This is a genomic window from Paracoccus sp. JM45, from assembly GCF_003590715.1.
In the GTDB taxonomy this organism is placed as follows: Bacteria; Pseudomonadota; Alphaproteobacteria; order Rhodobacterales; family Rhodobacteraceae; genus Paracoccus.
In genome coordinates this window covers 75,635-92,191 of record NZ_QQVY01000006.1, presented here as the reverse complement: position 1 = coordinate 92,191, position 16,557 = coordinate 75,635, and the positions used below count along the sequence as shown (strand labels likewise).

Below are 16,557 nucleotides of genomic sequence, written 5' to 3'. Positions count from 1 at the left end.
TGGCGTGATCTGTTTTTGTGCAGTTTGTGCGGATTCGCCGTCTGCCATGTCTGGACGCTTGACTGACGTTTGGCCCGTGCTAGCCTGATCCTGACCGTTTGGTCAATAAATTAAGAGGGTTCTTAAGATGCCGCTTGACCACAAGCCCGCCCCGAACGATCTGCGCGCCTTTTGGATGCCGTATACCGCAAACCGGCAGTTCAAATCTGCACCGCGTATGTTGGTGGCATCGAAGGATATGCATTACACCTCGGCGGATAATCGCCAAATTCTGGACGGTACTGCGGGATTGTGGTGCTGCAATGCGGGCCACTGCCGTCCAAAGATCACCGAGGCGGTTCAGAAACAAGTGGGCGAACTGGATTATGCACCGGCATTCCAGATGGGCCACCCCCTTGCATTCGAATTGGCCAATCGCATTGTCGATGTCGCCCCTGACGGCATGGAGCATGTGTTTTTCTGTAATTCGGGTTCCGAGGCGGTCGATACGGCACTGAAAATCGCGCTGGCCTATCATCGGGTCAAAGGCGATGCGTCGCGCACTCGTCTAATCGGACGCGAACGCGGCTATCATGGCACCAGCTTTGGCGGCATTTCCGTTGGCGGCATCGTCAGTAACCGCCGTCATTTCGGCACTTTGCTGGCTGGCGTGGATCACATGCCGCATACGCATCTGCCCGAAAACGTCTTTACCAAAGGCCAACCCCAGCACGGCGCCTATCTGGCCGACGAGCTGGAGCGTATCGTCGCCCTGCACGGCGCGGAAACCATTGCCGCCGTCATCGTCGAACCGATGGCAGGATCGACCGGTGTGCTGATGCCGCCAAAAGACTATCTGCAGCGCCTGCGCGACATCACCACCAAGCACGGCATCCTGCTGATTTTCGACGAGGTTATTACCGGTTTCGGTCGCCTTGGCAGTCCCTTTGCCGCCCAGCATTTCGGCGTGGTCCCCGATATGATCACCTGCGCCAAGGGCCTGACGAACGGCGTTATTCCCATGGGTGCTGTCTTGGCCAGCAGCAAGATCCATGATGCCTTCATGCAGGGGCCGGAACATATGATCGAATTGTTCCACGGCTATACCTATTCAGGCAATCCGGTCAGCTGCGCTGCAGCACTTGCGACCTTGGACACCTATGCCGAAGAAGGTCTGCTAAGCCGCGCCGGCGAATTGGAAACCTATTGGCAGGACGCGCTGCACAGTCTGCGTGACCATCCCAATGTTATCGATATCCGGAACATGGGTCTGATCGGCGCGGTCGAGCTTTCCTCGATTCCGGATGAACCGGGCAAACGCGCCTTCGACATTTTCGTCAAAGCGTTCGAGGCGGGCATCCTGATCCGTGTCACCGGCGATATTATCGCACTGTCCCCGCCACTGATCATCTCGAAAGCGCAGATCGACGAATTGATCGGCACATTGGGCGACGTGCTGAAACAGGCGGCCTAACACAGCATACCAAGCAAGCCGACCCTGCGTCAGAACGGGGCGGCCAGACAGGAAGGATAAAGTTATGACCGACGCGAGCGGGCTGGTTCCGGCTGCCAATATGAAAATTGACGGCGACCGGCTGTGGGACAGTCTGGAACAGATGGCAAAGGTCGGCCCCGGCATTGCGGGCGGTTGTAACCGCCAGACGCTGACGGACGAAGATGCCGAAGGCCGCCGTCTGTTCCAATCGTGGTGCGAAGATGCGGGCATGACGATGGGACTGGATCGCATGGGCAATATGTTCATGCGTCACGAAGGCAGCGAACCCGATCTGGACCCGATCTATATCGGCAGCCATTTGGATACCCAGCCCACGGGTGGAAAATACGACGGTGTTCTCGGTGTGCTGGCAGGGTTAGAGGTCATCCGCTCGATCCGCGATATGGGCATCAAGACCCGCCGCCCCATCGTTGTCGCCAACTGGACAAATGAGGAAGGGGCTCGTTTCGCGCCCGCCATGTTGGCATCGGGCGTTTTTGCGGGTGTGCTGGAAGAAGATTACGCCAACAGCCGCACCGACGCCGAGGGCAAGACCTTTGGCGAAGAACTGGACCGTATCGGTTGGCGCGGCACCGAAGAGATCGGCAAGCGGCCAATCCATGCGATGTTCGAATACCACATTGAACAAGGCCCGATTCTGGAAGCAGAGGGCAAGGCCATCGGTGTCGTCACCCATGGTCAGGGCCTGTGGTGGTTGCAGGTGACGCTGACCGGTAAGGACGCCCATACCGGATCGACCCCGATGAAAATGCGCGTGAACGCCGGCCTTGGCATGGCCCGTATCATGGAAGCAGTGCATAGCATTGCAATGGAACACCAGCCGAATGCTGTCGGCGCGGTCGGTCAGGCGAATGTCTATCCCAACAGCCGCAATGTGATCCCGGGCAAGGCAGTTTTCACCATCGACTTCAGATCGCCCGATCTGGAAAAGTTGACCTCGATGCGTTCCAAGTTAGAGGCGCAAGCAGCTGTTATTGCGGATGATCTTGGTCTTCAAATTGAAATCGAACCTGTCGGTCATTTTGATCCGGTGACTTTCCATCCCGCGCTTGTGAACTCGGTCAGGGCGGCTGCGGAACGACTTGGGCACAGTCATATGGATATTATTTCAGGCGCGGGTCATGACGCGTGCTGGATCAATAAGGTCGCGCCGACCGTCATGATCATGTGCCCCTGTGTCGACGGCCTGTCCCACAACGAGGCCGAGGAGATCAGCCCGGAATGGGCCGCAGCTGGCAGCGACGTCTTGCTGCATGCTGTGCTGGATGCCGCCGAGATCGTATAACACCAAAGGGAAGAGGTAGGATGATGAGCACTGTCATCAGAAACGGCACTATCGTGACCGCAGATCTGACCTATAAGTCGGATGTGCTGATCGAAGGCGGCAAGATTGCGGCCATCGGCAATGGTCTGACGGGCGACAAGACGCTGGACGCGACCGGCTGCTATATCATGCCGGGCGGCATCGACCCGCATACCCATCTGGAAATGCCCTTCATGGGCACTTATTCCGCCGATGATTTCGAAAGCGGCACCCGTGCGGCGCTGGCAGGTGGTACGACGATGGTGGTGGACTTCGCCCTGCCCTCGCCCGGTCAGGGTTTGCTGGACGCGTTGCAGATGTGGGACAACAAGTCGGGCCGCGCGCATTGCGATTACAGCTATCATATGGCGGTGACGTGGTGGGGCGAACAGGTCTTTGACGAAATGCAAGCCGTGGTCGATCGTGGCATCACCAGCTTCAAGCATTTCATGGCCTACAAGGGCGCCTTGATGGTGAATGATGACGAGTTGTTCGCATCCTTCCGTCGCGTGGGTGATCTGGGCGGCATCGCCATGGTGCATGCCGAAAACGGCGACGTGGTGGCCGAACTCTCTGCCCGTCTGCTGGCCGAAGGGAATACCGGCCCCGAAGCCCATGCCTATTCCCGCCCCCCGCAGGTCGAAGGTGAGGCGACGAACCGCGCCATCATGGTCGCAGATATGGCGGGCGTCCCGCTCTATGTCGTCCACGTCAGTTGCGAAGACAGCCACGAGGCCATCCGCCGCGCCCGCCAACAAGGCAAGCGCGTCTGGGGCGAACCGCTGATCCAGCATCTGACGCTGGATGACAGCGAATATTTCCACCCCGATTGGGACCACGCCGCCCGCCGCGTCATGTCGCCACCCTTCCGCAACAAGCTGCATCAGGACAGCCTGTGGGCCGGATTGCAGTCGGGCAGTCTGTCGGTCGTGGCGACGGACCATTGCGCCTTTACCACCGAACAGAAACGCTATGGCATCGACGATTTCACCAAGATCCCGAATGGCACCGGCGGGCTGGAAGACCGGATGCCAATGCTGTGGACCCATGGCGTCGAAACCGGACGCCTGACGCCGAATGAATTCGTGGCCGCAACCTCGACGAATATCGCCAAGATTCTGGGGATGTATCCGCGCAAGGGGGCCGTTCTGGTCGGCGCGGATGCCGATCTGGTCGTTTGGGACCCGAAAGCCAGCAAGACCATCAGCGCATGCAGCCAACAATCGGCCATCGACTATAACGTCTTCGAAGGTCAACAGGTTACCGGCCTGCCCCGCTTTACCCTGTCCCGCGGCGTCGTTGCCGTAACCGAGGGGAACGTCGACAGTCAGGAAGGCCACGGCGAATTCGTTCCGCGCGAAGCCAAGGGCAACGTCAACCGCGCGCTGAGTGCATGGAAAGACCTGACCGCCCCCCGCCCCGTCGCCCGCAGCGGCATTCCGGCAAGCGGGGTCTGAAAGTTTGGGCGACACAGTCATCAAGGCGCAAGGCGTCGACCTGACGTTCCAGACAGCGGATGGTCCGATCCACGCACTGAAGGACGTGGATCTGGACATCAACCGCGGTGAATTCGTCAGCTTCATCGGCCCCTCGGGCTGTGGAAAAACAACTTTCCTGCGCAGTATCGCTGCGCTGGAAACGGTCACGGCGGGCCAGATCAGCGTCAACGGCATGACGCCGGATCAGGCGCGCAAAGCGCGTGCCTATGGCTATGTCTTTCAGGCACCGGGGCTTTATCCGTGGCGCACGATCAAGGGAAATATTGCCCTGCCATTGGAAATCATGGGGTTTTCACGCGAAGAACGTGCCAAACGGATCGCCCATGTCCTTGAACTGGTCGAGCTGAAGAATTTCGGCGGCAAATTCCCATGGCAACTGTCGGGTGGTATGCAGCAGCGCGCCAGCATCGCGCGTGCTTTGGCATTCGACGCCGATATCCTGCTGATGGACGAACCCTTCGGCGCCTTGGACGAAATCGTTCGTGACCGTCTGAACGAGGCGCTTTTGACCCTTTGGGCCAAAACGCAAAAGACCATCGGCTTCGTGACGCATTCCATCCCCGAGGCGGTCTATCTCTCCACTAAGATTGTCGTTATGTCGCCCCGTCCCGGACGTATTACGCGAGTGATCGAAAGCACGCTGCCCCGCGAACGTCCGCTGGAAATCCGCGACTCGCCGGAATTCATCGCATTGGCCCATGAGGTGCGTGAGGGGCTGCGCGAAGGCCACAGCTATGACTAGGGTGTGGCGCGCCGCATTACCTATTATGACGGTTCTGCTGGTCATCATCGCCATCTGGTATCTGGGCGCGATCCGCATGAACGCCACATGGGAACGCGATCAGGCCGCCCGCGCAGGGATCGAGCTGTCCCTGCCTGAGCTGATTTCCAAGACCATGACGCAAGACCGCCCGATTCTGCCCACCCCGCATCAGGTTGCGGTGGGTCTCTATGACGGCTTGGCGGGACAGGCCATTACCTCGCGTCGCAGTCTGGTCTGGCATGGGTGGATCACGCTGTCGGCCACTTTGGCGGGTTTTGGCATTGGCACCGTGGCAGGCATCCTGCTGGCCGTCGGCATCGTTCACAGCCGCAGTATGGACCAATCAGTCATGCCATGGGCCGTGGCCAGCCAGACCGTGCCGATCCTTGCGATCGCACCGATGGTGATCGTCGTTTTTGCCAGCGCGGGCATTACCGGCCTGCTGCCCAAAGCAGTTATCGCCGCGTGGCTGTCCTTCTTTCCGGTGCTGGTCGGCATGGTCAAAGGCCTGCGGACGCCAGACGGCATGCAGCTGGACCAGATGAAATCCTGGAGCGCAAGCGACAGCCAGCAGTTCTGGCGTTTACGGTTGCCCTCATCGCTGCCCTATCTGTTTGCCAGCCTGAAGGTCGCCATTGCCGCCGCCCTTGTCGGCACCATCGTCGGAGAGTTGCCCGCAGGGGCCACAGCGGGTCTGGGCGCGCGTCTGTTGTCAGGCAGTTATTACGGACAAACCGTTCAGATCTGGTCGGCACTGTTCGCCGCCGCCCTGTTGGCCGCCGCATTGGTTGCCATCGTCGGCGTCATTGAAAAGGCGACGTTACAGCGTATGGGGTTGGCAAGATGAACATATTACCGATCCTTGGTATCTGGCTGGGTGGCTGGGCAATCAACATCTGGCTGGCGCGTTTCGACACCCGCCTGACGTGCACCGCCGTCGCGGTCGTCTTTGGCGTGACACTGCTGGTCCTATGGGAGGCAATTGTCCGGCTATATTCCGTGCCATCGGTCATCCTGCCTGCACCCAGCCAGATTGCGGCCAGTTTTGTGGCGAACAGGTCGATCCTTTGGACCGATTTTGTCCAGACCATCCTGCGCGGCGCGTTGTCGGGTTGGATCATCGGTGCCTTGGCAGCCATGCTGACCGCCATTGCCATCGACCGCAGCCCGTTTCTACAGCGCGGATTGCTGCCCATCGGCAACTTCGTTGCGGCCCTGCCGATTGTAGGTATCGCGCCCATTCTGGTCATGTGGTTCGGCTTTGACTGGCAGTCGAAATCTGCCGTCGTTGTCGTGATGGTGTTCTTTCCCATTCTGGTCAACATGGTGGCGGGCCTGAAGGCAACCGACACCATGCAACGTGACCTGATGGCCAGTTGGGCGGCCCCCTATCCTGCGGCCCTATGGAAACTGCGCCTGCCTGCCGCAATGCCTTTTTTGTTCAACGGCCTAAAGCTCACCACGACCCTTGCGCTGATCGGCGCAATCGTGGCGGAATTCTTCGGCAGCCCGACGCGCGGTATGGGTTTCCGGATTTCCACCGCAGTGGGCCGGCTGGATCTGCCTTTGGTTTGGGCAGAGATCGTGGTCGCAGCCCTTGCAGGAACCTTGTTCTATGGACTTGTTGCGCTGATCGAAAAGAAGGTGACGTTCTGGCACCCGTCGCAGCGCAAGTAACGGGGCGTGCCCCACCAACAGGAGAGAATAGCATGAAACGATTGATGATCTCGGCCGCGGGACTGGCGCTGATGGCGGGCGCTGCCCATGCAAATGAACTGACCCTGCAATTGAAATGGGTCACACAGGCCCAGTTTGCAGGCTATTATGTGGCCCAAGCCAAGGGTTTCTACGAAGAAGAAGGTCTGGACGTCACCATCAAGGCAGGCGGTCCCGACATTGCGCCGACGCAGGTGTTGGCCGGTGGCGGCGCGGATGTGGTTGTCGAATGGATGCCCGCCGCCTTGGCCGCCCGTGAAAAGGGTCTGCCACTGGTGAATATCGCGCAGCCGTTCAAATCCTCGGGGATGATGCTGACCTGTCTGAAGGAAAGCGGCATTACCGACCCTGAAACAGATTTCGCAGGCAAGACCCTTGGCGTCTGGTTTTCCGGCAATGAATATCCCTTCCTGTCGTGGATGAACACGCTTGGCCTGTCGACCGAAGGCGGCGAAGACGGGGTGACCGTCCTGAAGCAGGGCTTCAACGTCGATCCCCTGCTGCAAAAGCAGGCGGCCTGCATCAGCACCATGACCTATAACGAATACGGTCAGGTGCTGGATGCCGGTCTGTCGCCCGATGATCTGGTGACCTTCAAATACGAGGATCAGGGCGTCGCAACCTTGGAAGACGGCCTCTATGTGCTGGAAGAGACGCTGGCTGATGATGCCAAAGTCGATGATCTGGCGAAATTCGTGCGTGCCAGCATGAAGGGCTGGACCTATGCCGCCGAAAACCCGGACGAGGCCGCCGAGATCGTGTTGGACAATGATGAAACCGGTGCGCAAACGCTGGAACATCAGGCCCGCATGATGAGGGAGATCGCGCTGCTGCTGGACGGTTCTGACGGGTCACTGGACGAAGCTGATTACCAGCGCACCGTTGATACGCTTCTGTCAGGTGGCTCGGACCCCGTCATTGCCGCGGCCCCCGAGGGCGCTTGGGTGTCGACTGTTACCGACCGCGCATTCCAGTAACCTGTGGAAGGGCCGCTATGCGCGGCCCTTTTTCCGGTCGGACCGGCGCTGTCTTCTGCGCCCGTCCCATGCCAGCAAGGTCGGCGTTAGCAGCAAGGTGATTGCCGTCGCAACGACCAGCCCGCCTGCAATTCCCGTCGACAGCTGTATCCAGAACTGCCCCGACGGCGCACCGAAAAACAGGTCGCGGCCTGCAAAATCGATCGTAATGCCCATCACCATCGGCAAAAGTCCGATCACCGTGGTTGTTGCAGTCAGCAGAACCGGACGGAACCGTTCAGCTGCCGCACGACGGGCGGCCTGATCCGGCCCCAGCCCCGCCTGACGGTGTTCATTATAGGCGTCGATCAGGATTATGTTGTTGTTCACCACGACCCCCGCCAGCGCCATGATCCCGATACCGCTCATCACGATCGAGAAGGATTCCTGCCGGACCATCAGTCCCAGAAAGACACCCGCGACCGAGAAAATGATGGCGGACAGAACAAGGAACGCCTGAAAAAAACTGTTCATCTGGATCAGCAGAATGGTGAACATCAGGAAGATCGCCGCGATGAATGCGCCGGACAGAAAGGTCATCGCCTCGGCCTGATCCTCGATTTCGCCGCCGGTGGTGACATCGACCGTATCGGGCAGATCGCTGTCGGCAATCGTTGCCATGATCCGGTCCAGTTCGGCCTGCAGCGTTGCCCCGCTTGCCAGATCGGCGCTGAGGGTCTGGGTTTCCAGTCCGCCGACCCGCGTAATTGCCGCTGGCGCAGGTGCTGGAATGATGCGGGCGACGTTCAGAACGGGAACCTGACCGGCATCGACAGTGACGCGCAGATTGGCTAGATTTTCAAAGTTGCGTTGCTGTGGTGGATAGCGCAAAGCGATATCGACCTCATCCTCGGCGAAATCGGGTAGATAGGTGCCAAGATTGACGCCTGTGGTCAGCAGCTGCACGGCGGTGCCGATGGTGTTCATATCAACGCCATAGCGGGCCGATTCCTCGCGGTCGACGACAAGGCGGATTTCGGGGTTCGGGCGCGGCGTGTCATTGACGATATCGACAAAGCTGCCCTGTTCCACCATCAACCGCTGGACCAAAGCCGCCGCATCCTGCAGGTCGGCACGGTTGTCAGCCGAAATTTCAATCTGCACCGGACGTGCTGCTGCTGGCCCCGAGGACGCCGCCTCGATCTGCAGGCCAAGTCCGGGGACCTTGCCAGCCTCAACCCGCATCTGTTCGATAATAACCGAGGATGCCGCCCTTTGCCGCCAGTCGGTGAATTCCACCTGTATCTGGCCGATCACATCACTGGCCAGCGATGAACGCACGCGCTCCTCGACCGAGCCGATGGTGCGGGCATAGACACGTTCGATCCCGTCAAAGCCGATAAGGCGTTCTTCGACCAGCCGCACAAGCCGGTCGCTTTCCAGAACCGACAGGTTGCCGTTCGCGGTGATCTGCACCTGCGCGCGTTCTGCATCCGTATCGGGAAAAAACTCGACCCCGCGACCCAGTTGGCCATAGGCGTAAAAGACGACCAGCACCGATAGGATCGAAATTCCCAGCGTTGTTCCGGGCCGCGCGATGGTCCAACCGGAAAAGCGGTTCATGACCGAAGGAACCTCGGCATCCTCGGTAATATGTCCTGCCTGTCCACCACCCAGAACCGTACCGCTGACCGGAACAAAGACCAGCGCCATGACCAGTGACATCAGCAAGGTCGCGATCATCGTAGCGGGCAGATAAAACATGAACTGCCCCGCCAGTCCCGGCCAGAACAGCAGCGGAAAGAACACCGCCAGCGTCGTCGCGGTCGAGGCGATGATCGGCCATGCCATCCGCTGTGCGGCCATGCGGAAGGCCGCCGTTTTGCCATGCCCCTGCGCGATCAACCGTTCGCCCAGTTCAACCACGACAATCGCACCATCGACCAGCATGCCGACCACAAGGATCAGGGCAAATAGCACGATGACATTCATCGTAAAGCCAAGACCCCAGATAATCAGGATGCCGCCCAGAAACGATCCCGGAATGGCCACGGCCACCAGTAATGATGCGCGCACACCCAGAAACAGCACCGTGACCAGCATGACCAGCACAACGGCGGCAATGACGTTGTTTTGCAGATCGGACAGCAGGTCGCGCATCTCGATCGACTGGTCGTTCAGAAAGACGACGTTGACCTGATCGGGCCAGTCGGCGGTATTTTCTTCGACAATTGCGCGCACTGCAGCAACCGTATCAATGACATTCGATCCGGCGGATTTACGCACGTCGATGGCCAGCGCGGGCTGACCGTCGATGCGCGCGAAACTGGTCGGGTCCTTGAAGGTCTGACGGACCTCGGCCAGATCCTGAACGCGCAGGACCGTATTGCCATCGACCAGCACGGGGATCGACATCACCTCGGTCGGTCTGACAACCGTGCCGGGGATAGATACCCCTAAGCGCCCCGCACCGGTATCGAAAGACCCCGCGGCAATCAGTTGGTTATTGGCCTGAACCGCCTGTGACAACTGCCCCGGCGATATGCCATAGGTTTCCATCGCCAGCGGGTCGATCAGGATTTCCAGCTGGTCCTCGCGATCGCCGGTCAGATCGCCCTGCAAGACACCGCTGACGGTTTCGATCTCATCGGCCAGCTGGCGGCCAAGGCGGATCAATTCACGTTCCGGCACCTGCCCCGACAAGGCCACTGTCAGGATCGGAAATGTTGCCATGTCGATTTCACGCACAAAGGGGCCGTCAGCCTCGGGCGGGATGTCGGGGGCGGCATCATCCACCGCATCCTTAACGGATTGGAAGGCCCCGTCCTGATCGAAGCCGGGCCGGAATTCCAGCGTGACCGAGGCGAAGCCTTCGCTTGCCACAGTTTCCATCCGGCGCAAGCCGTCCAGACCCTTGACCTGACGTTCGATTGGTTCGGCCAGCAATTTGGCGGCATCTTCTGCGGAAACGCCACTGTAGGTGACATTGACGATAAAGATCGGAATATCGATCTGCGGCATAGATTCCTTGGGAATCGTCACATAGGCAGCAAATCCCGCACCGATCAGCGCGACCATGATCAGGATAATGGTGCGTGTCCGCGAAAATGCCGCTGAAATGATGCTGTTCATTTGGCATCTTCCGCGTCGAGGGTCTGGCCAAGCACATTGCGGAACTGTCGGGGCGTTTCTTCGACCTGCGCCTGCTGCCCGTCGATCAGCGCCCCCTGAGAGATTGTGACGATCCGCGCCTGATCTGCCAGACCCGTCACCCAGATCGCCTCGGCCTTTGCCTGAACAACTTGCACCGGCTGGAACCGCAGGGTCTGGCCATCGTCATCGACGGTAAACACACCGATCCGGCCCGCGTCATCCAGCCGGATCAGCGCGGGTGAGATCATATGTGCCCGCTGCTGCTGCATCGACAAGGCAATCTGGGCGCTCAGCCCTGCAGGGATGGCTTGATCGGGGTTCGGTATGGTCAATTCGACCCTGAATGTGCGAGTTTCGGGGGTTGCGACCGGCGCCACGAATGTCACCTGTGCTTCGGCTGTCTTGCCGCCCTGAAATTCGACCTGCGCGACCTGCCCCAGACTGACCGAGGTAATCTCGCTCTGCCGGACCTCGATTTCGGCAATCAGGGGGTCGTTGTTCACAATCTCCAACACCTCGCCGCCGGCATCTACAAAGCTGCCGATTTCTGCCATGACATCACTGACTGTGCCGGCAATCGGGGCGGTCAGGCGGGTGTTCGACAGCTCCAGTTCGGCGGCGCGCAGGTTGGCACGGGCGGCCTCCAATGCGGCAAAGCGGGTCTGCAACTCGGCCTCGGAAGTGACACCACGCTGGCGCAATTGCAGGGCGGCGTCATGGTCACGTTCGGCTGACCGCAACTCGGCCTCGGCGCGGGCGACGCCTGCGCTGCGGTCATCTGCCGACAAAAGCGCCAGTTGTTCGCCACGTTCGGCGCGATGGCCCTGATCAATGACCTCTTCCACGATACCGGCCACCCGCGCCCGCAGGATCGAGGTCTGGTTAGGCACCACATTCCCGAACAGCACCGTCGTCGGGCGTACATCCTGCGCCTGACTTATACTGGCGGCCACTGTGGGCACGGGAACCTCGGCCCGTTCGGCAGGAGCCGGAGGTTCGCGATTGATCATCCCGCCACCGATCCAGAACACCAGAAACAGCAAAATCGCCAGAAACACGAGGGTCGAGGAGGAGAAGAAACGTCGCATTGCCATCCCAGCATCAATCCGACGGCATCTGTAAAGCCGCCATGCCCTTGATGATGCGTGCATCATCTTCGGTCAACTGCCGCATTGTCGCGCAAGGAAAATGGAATGGTAGCCCGTGACAGATTCGAACTGCCGACCGACCCGGTGTAAACGGGTAGCTCTACCACTGAGCTAACGGGCCATGCGTATGACGCATTTATTGCGGCATAAAGCATATTCGGAACGATATATGCAAGCGGATTTTGCACAAAAACCGGCGGTTTGATTCAAGCTGCGTCAAGCACCTCGCAAACGCCGTCTTTGACATAGTAAACAATACCTTGGCCCATATCACCTTCGGCAATCATGGCAGGATCACGGCCAAGCGCCAGCAGTCGAAGCATCCGCAGTGTGATGCCATGTGTCACGACCAGCGTCGACCCCTGAAGATCGGTCAGAAAGCTGCGGCATCGGTTCGCAAGGGCAGCGAATCCCTCGCCATTCGGGCAATGGTTATACCAATCCAGCGGCGCGCCTTTGAATACAGCGGCATGACTGGTTTGCACATCGATCAGCAAACGGCCCGCAAAACCACCGATGCCGATTTCGGACAGGCGATTGTCTGTGGTCCAGTCACGACCGGCAAACACAAGCTGAGAGGTTTGCTGCGCCCGTCCCTGCGGGCTGGAAACGCAGCACCCCCCGATATGCGCAGTTATTTGCTGCAATGTTTTGGCCTGCGCGACACCAAGGGGTGTCAGCGGTGAATCCAGCGCACCCTGAAGCCGCCCTTCGGCGTTCCAGAATGTCTGGCCGTGGCGCATCAGGTAAAGGGGGGGCAAGCAATGCACAGGTGACGCTGTCGTCCACATGGAAAAGCTGGAGCGGGTGAAGGGAATCGAACCCTCGTCACTTGCTTGGGAAGCAAAAGCTCTACCATTGAGCTACACCCGCGTTGCAGATCGCGTAAACCAAGCCTTCGGGCAGGTCAAGCGGCTGCTGTCAGCGCAGCCCCATCTCGGCCAGGGCGGCGGCGATGGCGGGGGGTAACGCTTCCTCGGCCTGACGGCCTTTGGGCAAATCGGCGGGGGCATCGGCGGGTTGCAGATAGCGCCAGCCTTGAAAGGCCCGCCGTGGAATTGCAGCGACCCGAACCAGGTCGCGGTCCAGTATCAGTCCGCATCGTTTGATGCCGTCTTCGCCGATCACCTCATCCAGTGACAAAATACGCTGGCGTGCCAGCATCACACCCTTGAAGACCCAGAAAATCGAACCGCCATCCAGCAATTCGCTTTCCCGTTTCGGCCACATGCGGGTGACATGCCGCGCCGGCCCATTGCCAAAGCGCTGCTGCTGCCAAGCAGCCAGATCGTCAGGGCCTTCGGCACCAACGCATAATTTCATCAGGTGAAGTTTTGCTTCCATGGGTATCAATTAATATGCGCGTCAATCTAACTCAAGGGACGGGCACCGCCCAAAGAAAAAGGGCCGCACCAATGTGCGACCCTTTCCCGAAACAGGTTCAGATGTGACGGATCACAGCTGGTCCAGTGCCTCGACAGCCTTTTCCAGCTCTTCCTTGGTCACGGTCTTCGTGGTCGTGTTTGCCTTTTCGGCAATGTGGTCCACAACCTTGTCTTCGAAGATCGGCGCGCGCAGCTGCTGCTGGGCTTGCTGGTTCTGCTGGATAAATTCGAAGAAGCCACGTTCCTGACCCGGATACTGACGTGCAGCCTGCATGACAGCCTGCGTCATTTCCTGATCCGTCACGGTGATTTCAGCTTTCTGGCCGATTTCTGCAAGCAGCAGACCAAGGCGGACGCGACGCTCGGCCAGGCTCTTGTGCTCATCCGTGGCTTCGATCGAACCGTGATTGTGGTCGTGAACCTCGGGGTTTTCTTCGTGCCACAGCTGATGTGCGATCTGCGAGGCTTCGGCTTCGACCAGCGATGCCGGCAGCTCGAATTTCACTTGCTCGTCCAGCTGGTCCAGCAGGCCACGCTTCATGACCGCGCGTGCAGCACCGGCATATTCAGCTTCCAGACGCTCGGCGATCTGTTTTTTCAGACCGTCCAGATCCTCGGCGCCGAATTTCTTGGCCAGCTCGTCGTCAACCTGTGCGTCGACAGGCGATTTGACGGCTTTGATTTTGCATTCAAAGGTTGCATCTTTGCCAGCCAGATGGGCTGCGCCATATTCCTCGGGGAATTTGACTTCGACTTTCAGCTCGTCATCGACTTTAACGCCGACCAGCTGGTCTTCGAAACCGGGGATGAAGCTGTTGGAACCCAGAACCAGCGGGTAATCCTCGGCTTCGCCGCCTTCGAATGCTTCGCCGTCAACAAAGCCTTTGAAGTCGATGGTGACCTGGTCACCCGACTTGGACTTCTGTGCTTTCTTGCGGTCTTCGAACGACTGCGAGGATTTCGCCAGGCTTTCCAGCGCTTCGGTCACAGCAGCTTCTTCAGCCGGAACGGTCAGCTTTTCCAGATTCAGCGTGCCCAGATCGAATTCCGGAATCGTGGGCAGGTTTTCATAGGAAACGTTGACGACAACATCGTCGCCCTCTTTCCAGTTTTCGCCGTCCTGCATTTCGACCTTGGGCTGGACCGCAGGACGATCACCCGAGGTTTCCAGATGGTCGCGCAGCGCGCCGTCGATGGCTTCCTGCATGGCATCGCCCAAGACACGGGGGCCGAACTGCTTTTTCAGCATGGCCATCGGGACCTTGCCTTTGCGGAAGCCCTTAACCTCGACCTCGGGCTGCGCTTCTTTCAGCTTTGCATCGACAGTGGCGGCCAGTTCGGCGGCGGGCAGCGTGAACTGGTATCCGCGCTGCAGGCCGTCGTTCAGGGTTTCCTTGACGTTCATCATCGTCCTCATAGCAAAGAAGGGCCAATATCTAGCAGTGGCCTGAAAATTTCGCTTGTTCTAATCTTCGCGCCGCTTGCCTGCAAGCAGATAGCGGGGGCGCTGGAATATCATCGTGGCCATGGTCTATGTTGCAATTCGAAAAGCCCGCGACAGGAGCGACGCGATGACCCAGACCCCGACCGATACGGGCGAACCCCGCCTGACTTCCCTTGCCCACGGAGGCGGCTGCGGATGCAAGATTGCCCCCGGCGTCTTGTCGAACCTGCTGCGCGGCAGTGCCGCCCTGCCCGTTCCGCCCCAGCTGCTGGTCGGGATCGAGACATCCGACGATGCTGCGGTCTATCAGCTGAATGACCATCAGGCGCTGGTCGCGACGACCGATTTCTTTATGCCGGTGGTGGATGATCCGTTCCATTTCGGCCAGATCGCCGCGACAAATGCCATCAGTGATGTTTATGCTATGGGGGCAACGCCCATTCTGGCGCTGGCTGTGGTCGGTATGCCGATCAACACGATTTCCCATGAGACCATCGCGCGGGTTCTGGATGGCGGTGCCGACATCTGCCGTCAGGCAGGGATCCCGATTGCCGGTGGCCATACCATCGATTCGGTCGAACCGATCTATGGTCTTGTGGCGATCGGGCTGATCGATCCCGCAAAGTTGAAGAAAAACGCCGATGCACAAACCGGCGATCTGCTGGTGATGGGCAAACCGCTTGGCGTGGGCGTTATGTCAGCCGCGCTGAAAAAGGGCGCGCTGGACGATGCGGACTATGCACGAATGATTCAGGTCACCACCCTGCTGAACCGCCCCGGCCCCGATCTGGCTGCTTTGTCCGGCGTTCATGCCATGACCGATGTGACGGGTTTCGGCCTTGGCGGCCATGCGCTGGAAATGGCGCGCGGGTCGGGCTGCGACCTGCATATCGACTGGGCCGCAGTGCCTAAGCTGGAAGGCATTCAGGCAATGATCGAGGCGGGCCATGTCACCGGTGCGTCCCATCGCAACTGGGCCAGCTATGGCGAAGGCGTGGCACTGCCCGAAGGTTTTGACGATGGTGCACGCGCTTTGCTGACCGATCCGCAGACCAGTGGCGGATTGCTGGTGGCCTGTGCCCCCGATGCGCTGGATCAGGTCAACGCCTGCTTTGCAAAGCACGGCTTCACCGATGCCACCGTTATCGGCAAAGTCGGAGCGACTACCAAGACGCCCCGTGTGGTGATCGACTAAAACCGCAGCCCGATATCGAAAGAGGCACCCTCACCACCAAAACCAAAGCTGGCCGCGCCAAAGCTGATTCCGATCAGCGAACCGGCCAGCACCTGCGCGGGCGTATGTTCGCCCGCGTGGACGCGACTGGCCGCCGTCAGCCCTGCTGCACCATAGGCCACCGCCCCAAGCGCCGGTTCGTCATCAAAGCACTTGCTAGCCAGATCACCCGCGCCAAAACCCGCCGCCGCCGAATGGCCCGACGGAAAACCGCGCCCTTCGCCGGAAGGACGCATGCCGATATCGCTGCCATCGAAAAGGGCCTTCAGGCCCAGAACGATGACCGCCTGCGCGGCACCACGGATGGCGAAGTCCTCGAACCGGTCCTGATCGACGGCGCAGACCGCGGCCGCCAACGGCAGACCGTATTTCATCGAGGTGCCGAAATCCTCGAACGGATCGGCCTGTGCCGACCCGCTGATCGCGGCAAAACCCAACGCCAAAGCCGTCAGTCGCATGGG

At 59.6% G+C, this 16,557-nt stretch carries 14 protein-coding genes and 2 tRNA genes; 8 read left to right on the top strand and 8 right to left on the bottom strand.

Going from position 1 to position 16,557, the window contains the following annotated elements:
- Window positions 1-127: 127 nt before the first annotated feature.
- The 7 genes from DWB67_RS10460 to DWB67_RS10430 all read left to right on the top strand — a co-directional run bounded on the left by DWB67_RS10460 (window position 128) and on the right by DWB67_RS10430 (window position 7,753).
- Window positions 128-1,453, top strand: a complete 1,326-nt coding sequence (locus tag DWB67_RS10460) for an aspartate aminotransferase family protein (RefSeq protein WP_119807492.1) — start codon at window positions 128-130, stop codon at window positions 1,451-1,453.
- Window positions 1,454-1,517: 64 nt separating this feature from the next.
- The gene (locus tag DWB67_RS10455) at window positions 1,518-2,780 is read left to right on the top strand and encodes a Zn-dependent hydrolase (protein WP_119807491.1); all 1,263 of its coding nucleotides are present in this window, start codon (window positions 1,518-1,520) and stop codon (window positions 2,778-2,780) included.
- A gap of 23 nt (window positions 2,781-2,803) precedes the next feature.
- Window positions 2,804-4,255, top strand: coding sequence for a dihydropyrimidinase (gene hydA / locus DWB67_RS10450; RefSeq protein ID WP_119807490.1), 1,452 nt, complete (start codon window positions 2,804-2,806; stop codon window positions 4,253-4,255).
- 4 nt (window positions 4,256-4,259) lie between these two features.
- Complete coding sequence (locus DWB67_RS10445; protein WP_119807489.1) at window positions 4,260-5,039, top strand: ABC transporter ATP-binding protein; 780 nt, start codon at window positions 4,260-4,262, stop codon at window positions 5,037-5,039.
- Window positions 5,032-5,907 (top strand): ABC transporter permease, encoded by an 876-nt coding sequence (locus DWB67_RS10440; RefSeq protein WP_119807488.1) that lies wholly within the window; start codon window positions 5,032-5,034, stop codon window positions 5,905-5,907. The genes DWB67_RS10445 and DWB67_RS10440 overlap by 8 nt, the downstream gene beginning before the upstream one ends.
- The gene (locus tag DWB67_RS10435) at window positions 5,904-6,737 is read left to right on the top strand and encodes an ABC transporter permease (RefSeq protein ID WP_119807487.1); all 834 of its coding nucleotides are present in this window, start codon (window positions 5,904-5,906) and stop codon (window positions 6,735-6,737) included. Before DWB67_RS10440 ends, DWB67_RS10435 begins: the two co-directional genes overlap by 4 nt.
- A gap of 32 nt (window positions 6,738-6,769) precedes the next feature.
- Entirely contained in the window at window positions 6,770-7,753 is a 984-nt protein-coding gene (locus DWB67_RS10430) for an ABC transporter substrate-binding protein (protein WP_119807486.1), read from the top strand.
- Between the two features lie 15 nt (window positions 7,754-7,768).
- On the opposite strand, the gene DWB67_RS10425 is transcribed toward DWB67_RS10430, so the two are convergent.
- The 7 genes from DWB67_RS10425 to tig all read right to left on the bottom strand — a co-directional run bounded on the left by DWB67_RS10425 (window position 7,769) and on the right by tig (window position 14,823).
- Entirely contained in the window at window positions 7,769-10,864 is a 3,096-nt protein-coding gene (locus DWB67_RS10425; protein WP_119807485.1) for an efflux RND transporter permease subunit, read from the bottom strand.
- A complete protein-coding gene (locus DWB67_RS10420) occupies window positions 10,861-11,973 on the bottom strand; it encodes an efflux RND transporter periplasmic adaptor subunit (RefSeq protein WP_182911550.1) in 1,113 nt (370 codons plus the stop codon). The genes DWB67_RS10425 and DWB67_RS10420 overlap by 4 nt, the downstream gene beginning before the upstream one ends.
- Before the next feature lie 106 nt (window positions 11,974-12,079).
- Window positions 12,080-12,154: transfer RNA gene (locus DWB67_RS10415), tRNA-Val, on the bottom strand.
- A gap of 85 nt (window positions 12,155-12,239) precedes the next feature.
- Window positions 12,240-12,794, bottom strand: a complete 555-nt coding sequence (locus tag DWB67_RS10410) for a histidine phosphatase family protein (protein ID WP_370453584.1) — start codon at window positions 12,792-12,794, stop codon at window positions 12,240-12,242.
- Between the two features lie 38 nt (window positions 12,795-12,832).
- Window positions 12,833-12,906, bottom strand: a tRNA-Gly gene (locus DWB67_RS10405).
- Between the two features lie 48 nt (window positions 12,907-12,954).
- A complete protein-coding gene (locus DWB67_RS10400) occupies window positions 12,955-13,377 on the bottom strand; it encodes a DUF1489 family protein (protein WP_119807482.1) in 423 nt (140 codons plus the stop codon).
- Between the two features lie 111 nt (window positions 13,378-13,488).
- A complete protein-coding gene (gene tig, locus DWB67_RS10395) occupies window positions 13,489-14,823 on the bottom strand; it encodes a trigger factor (protein WP_119807481.1) in 1,335 nt (444 codons plus the stop codon).
- Between the two features lie 166 nt (window positions 14,824-14,989).
- Here tig and selD point away from each other — a divergent pair, with 166 nt between their 5' ends.
- Window positions 14,990-16,057, top strand: a complete 1,068-nt coding sequence (gene selD / locus DWB67_RS10390; protein WP_119807480.1) for a selenide, water dikinase SelD — start codon at window positions 14,990-14,992, stop codon at window positions 16,055-16,057.
- Here the strand turns inward: selD and DWB67_RS10385 are convergent.
- Entirely contained in the window at window positions 16,054-16,554 is a 501-nt protein-coding gene (locus tag DWB67_RS10385; protein WP_255418633.1) for a phosphatase PAP2 family protein, read from the bottom strand. The two genes, selD and DWB67_RS10385, sit on opposite strands and share 4 nt — an antisense overlap.
- Between the last annotated feature and the right edge of the window lie 3 nt (window positions 16,555-16,557).